The organism is Ottowia thiooxydans DSM 14619, assembly GCF_000422885.1.
Lineage (GTDB): Bacteria > Pseudomonadota > Gammaproteobacteria > Burkholderiales > Burkholderiaceae_C > Ottowia > Ottowia thiooxydans.
On the sequence record NZ_AUGX01000049.1, the window covers coordinates 19973 to 33911 of the forward strand.

Consider the following 13939-nt stretch of genomic DNA (forward strand, 5'->3'; position numbering starts at 1 on the left):
GATGACGACAACTGCGCCAAACAACCTTCCCTCCGATAGCGTTGACGCGATCCACCGTTCTCCTGCCACGGGCGTGACCGTGGTGATTCCTACCTTCAACCGGTCTGCCGATGTGCAGCGAGCCTTAGCTAATTTGTGGGTGCAGCAAGGGGTGGCGGTTGATGTGATTGTGGTGGACAACAGTTCCACCGATGGTACGGCCGATATGGTGGCGCAGCAACAGCAGCAGGTTTGGGGTGAACGATTGCGGTATCTGCGCAAGGCCCCTGAAGGTCCGGCCAGTGCCCGCAACCTGGGAGTGCGTCAGGCCACCACACCCTATGTGCTGTTTCACGATAGCGATGTGGAGTTGTCCCCGAATTGGGTGCAGCATGCCATTGCTTATCTTGATCAGGAACCCCGGCTGGGGGCGGTGGGCGGGCACATTGTGTATGCCTTTGAACCCAGTCGCGTAAATGCCTACGGAGGTGATTTGGGCTGGTTTGGTCTGGCATGGGATGTTTCTGAGGGAGAGCCTTTGTCAGCGCAAACAGGGGCGGCGCAACGCATCTGGATCAACTGCTCGGCCATGCTGGTGCGACGTGAGGCCGTGCTGGCCGCCGGGGCCTTTGATGAATCGTTTTTCTACGGCTTCGAAGACACCGACCTGGGGTGGCGCTTGCGGATTCTGGGCTACGAGGTTCGTGTCGAGCCGGCTCTGATCGCGAAACATCACGTGGATGCTTTTCCGGGGGCGACACATCCGCAGATTGTTTTTCACTACTGCAAGAATCGTTTGCGCATGTTGTTGCGCAACAGTCAGTCTTGGCGCCTTCTCTTAGTTTTGGGAGTCTATCTGGGCTATGCCGTGGTGGATGGTGTGTTGCGTGCGCCGCGTCGTCCCAAATGGCAGGCGTTGTTCTGGAATATTCAGTGTTGGCGAGAAACCTGGGGTTTGCGGAAACGGTTGCAGAGCCAGCGGCAAGTGAGTGATCAGTCGGTGTGGACGTGCGGGAGTGGTCGCTGGTTTCCTCCGACACGTTTGGCGGGGCAGCGTCGTCGTGCCGTGTCGGGCAGTCATCCTTCATCGGTTGGTGTACGCGGTGCAGGGGGAGATGACCGTGTTTGACCAGTCGAGCGCCGTGGGTGAGTCTAATGGTACGAGCCGATCAAGCCCGCCCATGAGGGTGGCCATCACCAACCCGTTTGTGTGGCCTCATGTCAGGCGGGGATCGGAGCGTTTGCTGAACGATCTGGCGATCTATTTGTATCAGGCGGGTCACCATGTCGATGTGTTTGCCATGGGGCCTGACGATGCGGAAGAAAACCGTGGCGGGGTGCACTATCACTTGTTTAAAGAGCGATGGACATGGAGCCGTCGTCAGCTCAACAGCCTGCACTACTTTGCGTTTCATCTGCCGTCTGTGTTGGCGCATCACCGATTGGATGTGGTGTTCTGTTTGAACTACTTTGATGCCTATGCTGCCCTCCGATGCAGAGACAAGCATGACTTGAACTACAAGGTCATTTTTTTAAATGTGGGTATTCCGACTCGGCGCTACTTTCGAGCGGTCCCGCTAGATTGGTGGTTCATGCACAAGGTGCTGCAACAAGCGGACCAATGCTTGGTCTTGAGCGAATTTGCGCACCGCAGCTTGCAAGAAGAGTTTGGTGTGGCATCGGTCATCATGCCCCCACCCGTCGTGACGGATGCTTTTTCCCAGCCGCCCAGATTGCCCACCGCCTCCGAGCCCACCTTGCTTTTCGTGGGCGATGTCGATGAACCCCGCAAAGGAGCCAAAGCCTTGTGTGCCGCATTTGCGCGGTTGAAATTCGAAATTCCTGCCTTGCGCTTGCGTTTTGTCGGGCGAGTCAGCCCAGAAACGCAATCCGCCTTGTTGGCGCTGGTTAGTGACGAGCCTGCGCGTCAGAGCATCGAGTTTTTAGGCGTAGGCGATGTGGCGACTTTGCCTGCCTTGTATCAGTCGTCGAGCGTGACGGTGTTGCCTTCAGTATGGGAAGCCTTTGGTCTGGTCCTGGTCGAGTCGTTGGCGGCAGGGACGCCTGTGGTCGGCGCGCGCCATGGAGGGATCAGCGATATCGTGCAAGACCAGCGGGTCGGCGCGCTGTTCGATCCTGAGCCCTTTACCTTGCAGACCGATGCCGTTGATGCCTTGGTGGATGCCTTGAGGCAGGTTCTGGCGCGTGGGAAAACCGCAGACATCGTGGCGGCCTGTCGCGCGAGGGCTGAGTATTTCAGTTGGAAGACCCAAGGCCCGGCCTACGTGCGATTGATTGAATCTTTCCGTCCGACATGATGAATAATGCGTCTATCCAAGTTTCGGTGGTCATTCCGACCCATCATCGCCGCGATTTGCTAAAACGGCTGTTGACCTCATTGCAGGTGCAGTCCCTGGCGCCGTCTCAGTTTGAAGTCCTGATCGTACATAACCACACTGATGATGGCACCGAAATCATGGCGCAGCAGTGGTGCGCAGAGCAGGTGTTTTCAGCTCAGTACTTCAAGAAAAATTTTAATGGTCCTGCGCAATCCCGCGACTTTGGCGCGCGTGCCGCACTCGGAAGGGTGGTTGCTTTCATTGACGATGACTGCGTAGCCAGCCCCGATTGGCTACGCGCGGGTTTGGCCGCATTTGACGCGCCCCAGCCCTCGGGTGGCCCTGAGGTGGGGGTGGTTCAAGGGCAAACCACGCCCATGCCCGATCAAGCCAAACCCTTTTTGTCGAAAACCATCGACATTCAAGCCCCAACCGTTTATTTCGAGACTTGTAATATCTTCTATCGAAAGTCTGTCTTTGATGCTGTGGATGGTTTTTCGGCCGACTTCATTGACCGCTTCTATGGTGAAGACACCGACCTGGGCTGGAAAGTTACGCAAGCCGGTTATGCCAGCTGGTTTGTGCCAGAGGCCTTGGTCCACCACGAAATTTTCCATGTCTCATTCTACAAATGGCTGGCTGAGCCGTTGTATTTCAAAAACCTGCCGTATTTGGTCAAAAAATATCCTGCATTGCGTCAGCACATGTACATGAAATATTTCATCAGCAAAGACAGTTGCCTGTTCAATTTGTTGCCATTGGCCTTATTGGTCTTGCCCTGGGCGGGGGCCTGGGCTTTGCTGCTGCCGCTGCCTTATTTCTGGGAGCGCTACCGCAACGGGCGGCATATTCGACGGATTCACTTTCGGTTGATTCGCGCTGCGGTTGGCGTGCTGCGCAGTGCCTTCACTTGGTGGGCGCTGGCGAGCGGCTCCTGGCGAGCGAAATCGCTGTTAATGTGATGACGATGCTTGACCCCCGCCCCCTGCGCATATTGCTTGTCCACGAACGGTTTCCCCCAGACTTTGGTGGCGGTGGTGAATACGTTGTGCTGCAAATTGCCAAGCATCTGATGGCTCTGGGACACCAGGTCAAGATGCTGACCACGGGTAACCCCGCTGATCAGGTGTACGAAGGGGTGCCCCTCAAACGCTTACCGATCTCTCGATACCGATTCAATACTGTCAGCGGCATCGTGGCCCAAGAAGCCCAAGATGCCGATCTGATTCATTGCTTTTCTTATCATGCAGCGATTCCGGCGTATCGAGCAGCCCGGCGTATGAACAAACCGGTGGTGCTGGGGGTGTTGGCCCTGTTTGGTGATGCCTGGTTGAGCATGCGTGGGCCCTGGATCGGGCGCTTGTTTCAGCGCTTCGAAACGTACCTGATGCGTTTGCCTTTTGATCGGCGCTTATTTCTTAGCCCAGGATCGTTGGGGCTGGCCCATTCCCTCGGCCCCGTCCGTGCGGGGGATATGGTGCTGCCGCCAGGTATCAGCCTGGAGGACTACCACGCGGCACCTGTCAAAAATGGAGTGATGTTCTCAGGAAAGATCGACAGCCGAAAAGGTGTCGATATGGTGCTTGCGTTGGCGCGCGGCTTACCGGACGTGCCTTTCGTTGTGATGGGGTGGGGCGAGGGTCTGGTGTCATTCAGGCAAAGTGCTCCGCCGAATATCACCGTATTGCCTTTTTTAACCCGTGCCGGTTTGGCCGAAGCGTTGTCGACCGCAAGCATTTTTCTGTTTCCGAGCAAAGCAGAAACCTTTGGTTTGGTGGTGGCTGAAGCCATGGCCTCCGGCTGTGCCGTGGTGGGGCAGGCTCCGTTGGATTTTGAAGGCACTCGTATCGACCCCTCAGATGTACCGGCCTGTATGGCGGCCGTGCATGCCTTGTGGACTGACCCCGCACGCTGCCAAGCCTGTGGTGAAAAAAACCAAGTTCTGGCGCAGCAATACAGCTGGTCTAGACACATGAAGGATCTTCTCGCGGTCTACCAATCACTCGTTGGTAACCCAAGACACACGGACTGACCAATATGAAAATTGCCCTGTATCACCCCTGGATTTATCTCAAAAGCGGCTTGGAGAGAACGATTCTCGAAATCGCCAAGCGCAGCCGCCATGAATGGGTGATTTACACCAGCCATTTTGATGCACAGGGAACTTATCCCGAGTTGAAAAACTACGGCGTTCGCGAGGTCAATCGTGTCTCTGTGCAGCGCAGTTATGGCGCTGTGCTAGGGGCCTCATGGCGAATTGCCAGCACCCAGCTGGATTTGTCTCAAGTTCAGGCCCTGGTGGTGTGTTGTGACGGCTTGGGCAGCTTCATCACCTTGCGGAACGCATCGCGCCCAATTGTGAACCTGTGTTTTACCCCGCTGCGTGCGGTCTACGATTTGGAATACCGGCAGCGTCATTTGGGTCGGCAAGGCGGGCGTCGTGGCCTGGCCTTGCTCTTGGAGGCCGCGTACAAAACGATCGACCGCTGGGTGTGGAAGCGTTACCAGCGGATTATTTGCATCAGCCAGACCGTCAAGGACAGGTCGCAGGCTGGCGGTTTGCTGGGCAGCCAGCCTGTGGATGTGATGTACCCGGGCATCGATGTGCAAGCGGTTCAGGCCAGCGACCGATTTGAAGAAATCTTCTTTATTCCGGGTCGCATCATGTGGACCAAGAACATTGAGTTGGGCATTGCCGCATTCTTGCAATTTAAAAAAGTTACTGGCTCGCCTCACAGATTGGTGATTGCCGGCATGGTGGATGCCAAGAGTCAGTCCTATCTGAAAACCTTGCGTGACATGGCCGGCCATGACCAGGGGGTGGAGTTCCACCTCTCACCCTCTGATGCGGAAATGCGCGACTATTACAACCGCTGCAGCGCGATGTTGTTCACAGCCTTCAACGAAGATCTGGGATTAACGCCGATGGAAGCCATGGCCAGTGGCAAACCCGTGATTGCCGTGGATAAAGGGGGCCCGCAGGAAGTGGTTGAACACCAAGTGACGGGTTATTTGGTTCCTGCTGACCCCAACAGTTTCGCCGTGACCATGGAGCTGCTGGTCTCAGACCCTCAAAAAATGCGACGCATGGGCGCGGCAGGCTTGGAGCGTGTGCAGCGCTTCGGCTGGGACTATTTTGTCAAGCAGCTGGACGATGTGCTGGACACCATGGGGGCAACCGCTGGCTCCTGAAGTGAAGGGGCTGGCTCGGCAGATCTTTGTGAGGCGGGCCCAATCGCTTGTACTGTTGTGCAAAGAAGGTGGTGATTGATACGTCGAAATACATTTTGAAATCGATTCGTGTTTGTGTTTATTTGATATAAGTGTCTTCAAAGTGAATTTTCCAAGAGAAAACTGTGTTGCTGTCGGCGTGGGTTTCAATTCGCCGCTGGGTGCAATTCGGTTTATTGGGGCTATCTATGGCGACGTTGTCTCCCAGCGAGGCCGAGAGTGACCTTACCCCTGTTTCGTGAATGAAAGGGACATCCCCGTCCCGAGTTGACCTCCGAGTGTGGTGGTCGACGGCAACCAAGTGCCATGATGGGGTATCAAATCTCATCAACTGACTCGAAAGGGGATGCCCGTGACTATCGTAACCGTCGGAATCGATTTGGCCAAAATGAGTTTCGCCGTTCACGGTGTGAACGAGGCGGGTAAGCCAGAGTTGGTCCGCCCGGATGTCAGACGAGGCAAGCTGCTTGAACTTATCGCCAGTCTGCCGCCGTGCCTGATCGGTATGGAGGCCTGCTCCGGCGCCCACCATTGGGCTCGCGAATTTCAAAAATTCGGGCACGCGGTGCGCATCATGGCTCCAAAATTCGTGGCGCCGTACCGCATGGGAGGCAAGCATGGCAAGAACGACGCCGCCGACGCCGCGGCGATCTGCGAGGCGGTCACGAGGCCAAACATGCGATTTGTGCCGATCAAGACCATTGAGCAACAAGGCAAGCTCTTCGTGCACCGGGCGCACCAGGGTTATGTCGCCGAGCGCACCGCGCTTATCAACCGTATACGAGGTTTGCTCAGCGAAGTGGGTATCGTCTTGCCCCAGGCGTTCAAGGCGTTTCACCGGGGTGTGCACGAGGCGCTGGAGGATTTGCCGGGTTACTGCAACCAGGTCATAGGGGAGTTGATGAACGAACTCAGCCACATCCAGGAGCGCATTGCCCAAAGCGAACGGCAGATTCAACTGATGGCCAGGCAAGATGAGCAGCAAGCTCAGCGTTTGATGCAGTTGAGCGGCGTTGGGCCGGCCACGGCCAGCGCCATTGTCGCCAGCATCGGCAACGGGCACGACTTCAAGAATGGTCGCCAGTTCAGTGCCTGGCTCGGTCTGGTACCCAGGCAGAACAGTTCTGGTGGCAAAGTCAAGTTGAGTAGTATCACCAAGGCGGGGGATAACTTCTTACGTACGCTTTTGGTCCTGGGCGCCAGGTCAGTGCTAATGAATGCTGTCGGAAAGAACGACCCGGTCAGTCGATGGGCGTTGCAACTGAAGGAGCGTCGAGGCTACGGGCGCGCCGTGGTCGCTATCGCAGCCAAGAACGCACGCATGTGTTGGGCGGCGTTGAGTCTGCAAGATCAATTCAAAGTACCTACCTGAGCCTAGCTCAGGTAGGGTAGTTCAGAACTACCACCGTGTGATGAGCCACAGTTGATGATTTGAAGGTTTGGACCTGCGCCGGAGAGTACTCGATAAGAGCTAGTGACTATCCGTCCGTAATGGCGGGTGTCAGATTCGTGAATGGAGTCTTTGGCGCGCGTCTTTCATCAGGGGCCGCTGCACAGCGCAGCATCAATGCCCGTTTATAGGCACGCCGTCCGCAACCTTTCATCGTCGCTGAAAAACATCGCACAAAGACGGCAGTTTGCCTATTGTGTCCAGGGGGATGTCCTTATAGAGTTCTTAGCTCAACGATTACGCAGCCTTTTTTCGCTGTGCCTCGTACTAGCGCCGGTCAAGCTACATCGGGCTGAGATAGCCTAGGTAAGATAACATTGCGCACATGAACATGTTACGTGTGTCCGTTGTGATCTCTGTGCAGAACCGTTCTGCCATGCTGCTGGATTGCTTGCGTGGATTGGCGGCGCAAACCTTAGCGAGAGACCAGTTCGAGGTGGTTGTGATCGACAACTGCTCGACGCAAGATTTAAGCCCAGTGATTGAGCAGGCTCGGCAAACCTGGAGCCTGCAAATTCAAACCGCCAGAACCTCACAAGACCGAGGGCCTGCCCCGGCGCGTAATCTGGGCGTCCAAATGGCTAAGGGGGCGATCATTGCGTTTACTGACAGCGACTGCCGCCCAGTCCCCGAATGGTTGGCTCGAGGATTGGTGGCATTTGATGATCCGGCGGTAGCGTTGGTCAGTGGGCCCGTGTTGCCCAAGCCTGAGCAGACCGCCAGCTTTACCGCCAAACTTAGTTTCGTCACGGTCACAGAACACCCGACCTTCCCGACGGCCAACCTCATGGTCAAGCGCGAGGCTTTTTTGGCGCAAGGCGGGTTCGACATCAGCTTGAGTTTTCGCGATCCGCTGAACCGGGCGACTGAATGCGCCGACACGGATTTGGCGTGGCGTGTCATCAAAGCGGGTCATCAGCGCCGGTTCATTCCTGAGGCGGTGATGCATCATGAGCTGGAGGAGCAAGGGTTGCTGTTGTGGTTGTTGGAGCCCACTCGGTTGTTTCTGCTGCCCGAGTTGGTTAGACGCCATCCTGAGTTGCGACAGTCCTTGTTGACGGCGGGGCTCTTCTTTTATCCGCGTGGCTTCTTGTTGTATCTGAGCTTGATGCTGTGCGCCGCAGTACTGCTGTGGAAACCCGAACTTCTATGGGCGTTGCCCATCGGGATTTTGTTACGCGGCCTGATTCGCACCAAATCCCTCAACCCTCTGATGCTCTTGCGGTTTTGTGCGCGTGCGCCGCTGCATGTGCTGAAACTAATGGTCATGAATCTGGCATTGTTGTACGGTAGTGTGCGCTTCCGTAGCTTGGTGCTCTAACCGCGATCATCCCGCCCGATTGATGTTTGATTCCTACTCCTAAAGGCTCGCTGTGTCCATGGCACAAAAAAAAGCTCTCGTCACCGGCATTACAGGTCAAGACGGCTCCTATTTGGCTGAGCTGTTACTTTCGAAGGGCTATGAAGTGCATGGCATCATGCGCCGTTCGTCGTGTCCCACTGTGCAACGTGTTGAACATCTCACGGCCCACGGTGCTCAAGCCCACGAAGGTTTTTTTTTGCAATATGGGGACTTGTGCGATTCGTCCAACCTCACGCGTCTGATGCAACAGGTCCAGCCCGACGAGGTATACAACTTGGGCGCGCAGTCTGATGTCGCCGTGAGTTTTGATCAGCCCGAATACACCGCTGATGCCGATGGCACAGGCACCTTGCGTTTGCTAGAGGCGATTCGTCTGCTGGGCTTGCAAGACAAGACTCGCTTTTACCAAGCGTCGACCTCTGAGCTTTATGGCTTGGTGCAGGAGGTGCCGCAGACCGAAACCACGCCGTTTCATCCGCGCAGCCCTTATGCCGTGGCCAAGTTGTATGCCTACTGGATCACGGTGAATTACCGTGAGGCTTATGGCATTTATGCCTGCAATGGCATCTTGTTCAACCATGAGTCACCACGCCGGGGCGAAAACTTCGTCACGCGAAAAATCACTCGCGGGCTGTGCCAGGTGGCCTACGGGCATCAACCGTACTTGTCTATGGGCAATATGGATTCATTGCGGGATTGGGGTCATGCCAAAGACTACGTGCGCATGCAGTGGATGATGCTGCAGCAGAACCAGGCGGAAGACTTCGTGATTGCAACCGGCAAGCAAATTTCAGTGCGCGATTTTGTGCGCATGACGGCCGCAGAGTTGGGCTTGACCTTGGAGTTTGTGGGCCACGGCGTTGACGAAACGGCGGTGGTCTCTCGCATCGAAGGCGATAAAGCCCCAGTGCTAAAAGTCGGGGACGTGGTGGTGCGCGTCGATCCGAAGTTCTTCCGCCCTGCAGAGGTCAGTTCGTTATTGGGAAATCCCACCAAAGCGAAAACCAAGTTGGGATGGGAGCCGCAAATCACCGTTCAAGATATGTGCGCTGAGATGGTCGCCCATGACTTGGAGTTGTCACGTGCGCAAACCCTGCTGCGAAACCAGGCGGTGAAGCGCTGAACAACGCTCTAGAAGGCAGTTGAAAAAATGCACATTCGGCTGGTGCTGCCCAACAAATTAGGGCGTGTTAACACTAATGGACAGGCGGCGAATCCGAGCTAATACTCGCTTGCATGGAAATCACGCCTGAGCAGTTTGCACGCATTGAACATTGCCTTCCTACCCAGCGTGGCAATGTCAGCATGACCAATCTCCAGATAGTCAATGCGATGCTGTACGTGGCCGAACACGGCTGCAAATGGAGGGGACTGCCCAAGCGGTTTGGCAATTGGCACACCATCTACACACGCATGCGCCGCTGGGAGAAAGCCGGTGTGCTGGACAGGATGTTTCAGGAGTTGCAGCGCGAGCAGGTGGTGCGCATTCGCATTGAAGCCGTTTCACTGGACTCCACCAGCATCAAGGTGCATCCCGATGGAACGGGCGCGTTAAAAAAAACGGACCGCAGGCCATCGGCAAGTCCCGAGGTGGATGGAACACCAAGGTTCATATGGTTGCCGCGGATGCTCGAACGGCCGTGACTTTCGGTCTGTCTCCAGGGCAGGCTCATGATGCTCCTGAGGGCAGACGGTTGCTGCAGAGCCTGGGGCCGACGAATCGCCCCATTCATCTGCTCATGGACCGGGCATACGAAGGCAATGAGACACGCCAACTGGCTTTGGACTTGGGCTTCGTACCAGTGGTGCCGCCAACCAGGACGCGCCTTGACCCGTGGGAATACGACCGTGAGATGTACAAACGCCGCAACGAGGTCGAGCGGCTGTTTCGACGACTGAAGGGCTACCGCCGCATCTTCTCCAGATTCGAGAAGCTCGATGCCATGTTTCTCGGCTTCCTCAGCTTTGTGCTGGTCGCGGACGGACTTCGTGGTTTGTGTTAACAGGCCCTAGATGGTTCAGTCCGACCTGGCGCGCCTTCCGTGCGACTTCGGCCGCTACAGCGGCCTGTTTGCAGTCCATTGCGGGCGCACCTATCCACAACCTCACGCAATAGTAAGCGCACGGCGCACCCATGTTGACCGTCGCCGACAGCCCCGTCTGACGATCAGATGTCAGATTGTTGGCGCCAATTCAAAATTGACCACCTGTGCCAACTGAATTTTGACCAGGGATCGAAGGCCGGGTTTGTGGTGCCCGGCTGTGGATAAGTGTAGTGTGCTGGTGGGTGTTGGTGCTCCTGTGAATGCTCAGAACGGGTCACTGCTTGGGTTGTCGATGGTGGTGTCAGCGAGCTGCTTCTTTGCCAACTCCCTGGCTTTGCCCTGCGCCTTGGTTCGCTTGGAGCTGTGCCGGAATCGGTAAGAGTCATTGCCCGTTTCAATGATGTGGCAATGGTGGGTGAGGCGGTCGAGCAAGGCCGTGGTCATCTTGGCATCTCCGAACACGCTGGACCACTCGGCAAACGCCAGGTTGGTGGTGATCAACACGCTGGTGTGCTCGTAGAGCTTGGAGAGCAGATGGAACAGCAAGGCGCCGCCCGACTGGCTGAAGGGCAAATACCCCAGTTCGTCCAGAATCACCAAGTCCATGTTCAACAGCGTCGCGGCCAAACGCCCCGCATTGCCCTGCGCCTTCTCCTGCTCCAGCGCATTGACCAGGTCCACCGTGGAGTAGAAGCGCACACGCCGGCCGTGTTGCGTGATGCCAGAAACCCCGAGCGCAATCGCCAAGTGGGTTTTGCCGGTTCCTGGGCCGCCGATCAGCACCACGTTGTGCGCCTGCTCAGCGAACGAGAGGTCCGCCAACTGCTTGATCAAGGTCTGGTCCACGGCCGTACCCTCGAAGTCAAAGCCCGCCAGATCGCGATGCAGCGGGAAGCGAGCGGACTTCATCTGGTGGGCCACCGAGCGCATGTGGCGCTCCACATGTTCGGCCCGTAACAGGTGCTCCACCAACCAGCGTGAGGCCTGCATCCCGACACCGTCACCCTGGGCTTCCAGTTCGACCGTAAGCGGTCAATAAACCCCGCCCTTGTGCTGTTTGAGGGATGTGTACCGTGCGCGGTTCACGGTGCGCCGAGGACGATGTTCCAAGGCAGAAGGGCTTCATAGTCATCGACGGTCTGGGCCAATGGAAGCTTCTTGAACAGCGCGGCGAGGTAACGGGAGGGCTCAATGTTGTTGGCCTTGGCCGTCTCGATGAGCGAGTACAGATTGGCGCTGGCATTGGCGCCCCCCACCGTGTCGGCGAACAACCAGGAGCGCCGCCCCACCACGAAGGGCCGGATGGCGTTCTCCACCGGGTTGGAATCGAGTGGCCAGGCGCCGTTGTCCAGGAACCGAATGAGCTTGGGCCACTGCCCGTGCAAGTAGTGCAGTGCCTCGCCCAGCAGACTTGAGGGAGTCACGCTGTGCAAGTTCGCGAGAAGCAAGCGTTCGATCTCTCGCACGACAGGGGCGCTGTAGCGCGAGCGCAGGCGTAACCGACGTGCAGGCTTCCAATCCCGGGCCAGTGACTCCGCCCGGTATAGCTTGCCGATGAGTTGCACGAAACGGGTGGCAACCTGATCGGGCGAACGCGCCGCCTTCGGTATGGCCTCCTCTGCCTTGATGAAAGGTCGACGTGCGTGCACCCAACACCCCAGATGCGTCAATCCATGGTCTGCGGCGATGCCGTCATAGACTTGGTAACCATCGCTCACGAGCGTGGTTCCAGGCCGGATACCCGCATACAGCTTCTTGGCATGCACCTCACCTCGGCCTGGGGCATAGGCGAACAGCCGCACCGGTGGCCCGGTGCCGGGGCCATTCATCTGCGCCCACATGTAGCTTTTGGTCTGCGCCTTGCGACCGGGCTCCTTGAGCACCTGGACCGTGGTCTCGTCGCCATAGATCAGGTCCGAGTCGAGCAGGTGGTCGCGCAGCAGATTGATCACGGGTTGCACGGCCTGGCCGATGCGCACAACGCCGGCGGCCAGGGTGTTGCTCGCGATATCGCCGCCAAAGCGGCGCAGCAACGCGGCCGTGCGGTACAGCGGCATGCCGAACTGGTACTTGCCGGTGATGACCCAGGCCTGCGCAGCTTCAGTGAGTAGCCCGCGCGGGATGACGCGCGCCGGCGTCGGTGCGACCTTCAAACTCTGATCGCAGCAAGGACAGGCGTACTTGATACGGTGGTGCTGCAGAACGCGCACCTGTTCGGGGATGACGTCGAGTTGCTCACTGACCTCCGCGCCAATCTCCACCAGCGTGTGCCCATCATGGGCGCACACGCGCTCGGCCTCGGGCAACTCGTGACGCACGACCTCACGTGGCAGTGCGGGGTCCAGCGGCTTGCGCCCACGCTTCTTGCGCTGGTGGCCTGCCACCGGTGTCGATGCCTCTTCATCGGTCTGTGCCGGCAGCGTCTGCACGGTGGGCGCGAGTGCCTCGGCCTCGTTGAGAAACAAGTCCTTCTGGTCGGTGCTGCGCGCCTCACTCTTGGCGGCGAACAGTTGGCGTTGAAACGCTTTGAGCCGCTCCAGCGCCAAATCCCGCTCGGTGGTGGCCACCCGCAGCGCGCCGGCAAGCGCATCACGTTCGGCGATGAGGGCGCTCAGTTCTTCAGCGGTGATGGAGACAAGCGATGACACGCCAACTTGGATCTGCATGCCCCATCATCGTTCCTTCACCATTGGGTCAAGCCACGCTGGTGTAGCGCAGATGGGGGTGGCGTTGCACCACCTCGATGTCGATGCCCTCCAGCAGCCAGTGCAACTGCTCGATGGTCAGCGTGGGCACGGCCTGTGCCGATGGCCAGATGAACCGGTCCTTCTCCAGCCGCTTGAGCAACAGCCAAAAGCCGTTGCGCTCCCACCCCAGAATCTTGATACGGTCGCGCCGACGGTTGCTGAACACATACACGCACGAGGCAAACGGATTCAGACCGAGCGCCTGCTCCACCAACACAGCCAGGCCATTGATGTTGAGCCGAAAGTCCACCGGTTCGCGGTGCAGGTAGACCTTCATGCCTTCGTCAAAGCGGAACACCGCAAGCTCCCCAAGACTCGAATCACTTCGCCAACGTTGCTCAGGTCCAGACCACGCATGTCGATCACCACGCCATTGGGCAAACGTGCCTGCATGTCCATCACAGGCGCAGGCGCAGGCATCGATACCGGTGGCAATGCAACTGGCACAAACGCCGCCGCCGTTGGGGCCACGTTGGCCACCGAATGCCGCGCACGGGCATCGCGTTCATGTTCACGAAGCCAGCGGCTGACCTGGTTGGCATTCACGCCGCACTCCCGCGCAAGGCGAGAAACTGATGCTCCTGGCTGTCGACACAAGGCCACCAGCTCAGCCTTCGCCCCTTCGTCGTACACGCTGCGCCCGTCGCTCTTGCGTCCCACCACCAGTCGGCGCCTGAGCTCACTCAATTCGTCTGTCATCTACGTTCCCACGTTGGTCTATGTGGGAACGTAGGCTCTCAGGTCACAAGCCTCTGTTCAAGGGCGGGGTTTATTGACCGCTTACG

General features: G+C 57.6%; 12 protein-coding genes and 1 pseudogene. 9 read left to right on the forward strand and 4 right to left on the reverse strand.

Translation table 11 applies throughout. The features are described from left to right. Position 1 precedes the first annotated feature (1 nt). The 9 genes from G518_RS0123835 (at position 2) to G518_RS39500 (ending at position 10365) form a co-directional block, all read left to right on the forward strand. The gene (locus tag G518_RS0123835; protein WP_156909524.1) at positions 2-1108 is read left to right on the forward strand and encodes a glycosyltransferase family 2 protein; all 1107 of its coding nucleotides are present in this window, start codon (positions 2-4) and stop codon (positions 1106-1108) included. After that, on the forward strand, positions 1095-2297 hold the full coding sequence (locus tag G518_RS36650; protein ID WP_084652209.1) for a glycosyltransferase family 4 protein: 1203 nt from the start codon (positions 1095-1097) through the stop codon (positions 2295-2297). The genes G518_RS0123835 and G518_RS36650 overlap by 14 nt, the downstream gene beginning before the upstream one ends. After that, complete coding sequence (locus G518_RS0123845) at positions 2297-3280, forward strand: glycosyltransferase family 2 protein (RefSeq protein ID WP_028604672.1); 984 nt, start codon at positions 2297-2299, stop codon at positions 3278-3280. Before G518_RS36650 ends, G518_RS0123845 begins: the two co-directional genes overlap by 1 nt. 5 nt (positions 3281-3285) lie before the next feature. Next, entirely contained in the window at positions 3286-4350 is a 1065-nt protein-coding gene (locus G518_RS0123850) for a glycosyltransferase family 4 protein (protein ID WP_169458001.1), read from the forward strand. 5 nt (positions 4351-4355) lie between these two features. Next, entirely contained in the window at positions 4356-5510 is a 1155-nt protein-coding gene (locus G518_RS0123855) for a glycosyltransferase (protein WP_028604674.1), read from the forward strand. Positions 5511-5901: 391 nt separating this feature from the next. Further along, positions 5902-6921 carry an IS110 family RNA-guided transposase gene (locus tag G518_RS0123860; protein ID WP_028604675.1) on the forward strand — a complete coding sequence of 340 codons (1020 nt, stop codon included), beginning with the start codon at positions 5902-5904 and terminating at the stop codon, positions 6919-6921. 403 nt (positions 6922-7324) lie between these two features. After that, a complete protein-coding gene (locus G518_RS0123865; protein WP_028604676.1) occupies positions 7325-8320 on the forward strand; it encodes a glycosyltransferase in 996 nt (331 codons plus the stop codon). A 58-nt stretch (positions 8321-8378) separates the two neighbouring features. After that, positions 8379-9485 carry a GDP-mannose 4,6-dehydratase gene (gene gmd / locus G518_RS0123870; RefSeq protein ID WP_028604677.1) on the forward strand — a complete coding sequence of 369 codons (1107 nt, stop codon included), beginning with the start codon at positions 8379-8381 and terminating at the stop codon, positions 9483-9485. A gap of 113 nt (positions 9486-9598) precedes the next feature. Then, positions 9599-10365 (forward strand): IS5 family transposase gene (locus tag G518_RS39500; RefSeq protein WP_156909525.1). Its coding sequence is split into 2 segments (ribosomal slippage): positions 9599-9914 and positions 9914-10365, totalling 768 coding nucleotides; the frame shifts between segments, so codons are not numbered across the junction. Positions 10366-10671: 306 nt separating this feature from the next. Here the strand turns inward: G518_RS39500 and istB are convergent. From istB to tnpA, 4 genes and pseudogenes are all read right to left on the reverse strand, one after another. Beyond that, a pseudogene (istB, locus tag G518_RS36655) lies at positions 10672-11427 on the reverse strand (IS21-like element helper ATPase IstB); the annotation flags it as partial. A gap of 62 nt (positions 11428-11489) precedes the next feature. Continuing rightward, a complete protein-coding gene (gene tnpC, locus G518_RS0123890; protein ID WP_036594857.1) occupies positions 11490-13073 on the reverse strand; it encodes an IS66 family transposase in 1584 nt (527 codons plus the stop codon). 28 nt (positions 13074-13101) lie between these two features. Next, positions 13102-13452, reverse strand: a complete 351-nt coding sequence (gene tnpB / locus G518_RS0123895; RefSeq protein WP_028603289.1) for an IS66 family insertion sequence element accessory protein TnpB — start codon at positions 13450-13452, stop codon at positions 13102-13104. After that, positions 13428-13853, reverse strand: a complete 426-nt coding sequence (gene tnpA / locus G518_RS0123900) for an IS66-like element accessory protein TnpA (protein ID WP_028603288.1) — start codon at positions 13851-13853, stop codon at positions 13428-13430. Before tnpA ends, tnpB begins: the two co-directional genes overlap by 25 nt. Between the last annotated feature and the right edge of the window lie 86 nt (positions 13854-13939).

What these genes read in the sequence shown, in the direction of transcription:
- G518_RS0123835 (WP_156909524.1), top strand. Translation starts at nt 2, where the DNA reads ATGACGACAACTGCGCCAAACAACCTTCCCTCCGATAGCGTTGACGCG.
- G518_RS36650 (WP_084652209.1), top strand. Translation starts at nt 1,095, where the DNA reads ATGACCGTGTTTGACCAGTCGAGCGCCGTGGGTGAGTCTAATGGTACG.
- G518_RS0123845 (WP_028604672.1), top strand. Translation starts at nt 2,297, where the DNA reads ATGAATAATGCGTCTATCCAAGTTTCGGTGGTCATTCCGACCCATCAT.
- G518_RS0123850 (WP_169458001.1), top strand. Translation starts at nt 3,286, where the DNA reads ATGCTTGACCCCCGCCCCCTGCGCATATTGCTTGTCCACGAACGGTTT.
- G518_RS0123855 (WP_028604674.1), top strand. Translation starts at nt 4,356, where the DNA reads ATGAAAATTGCCCTGTATCACCCCTGGATTTATCTCAAAAGCGGCTTG.
- G518_RS0123865 (WP_028604676.1), top strand. Translation starts at nt 7,325, where the DNA reads ATGAACATGTTACGTGTGTCCGTTGTGATCTCTGTGCAGAACCGTTCT.
- gmd (WP_028604677.1), top strand. Translation starts at nt 8,379, where the DNA reads ATGGCACAAAAAAAAGCTCTCGTCACCGGCATTACAGGTCAAGACGGC.
- tnpC (WP_036594857.1), bottom strand. Translation starts at nt 13,073, where the DNA reads ATGCAGATCCAAGTTGGCGTGTCATCGCTTGTCTCCATCACCGCTGAA.
- tnpA (WP_028603288.1), bottom strand. Translation starts at nt 13,853, where the DNA reads ATGACAGACGAATTGAGTGAGCTCAGGCGCCGACTGGTGGTGGGACGC.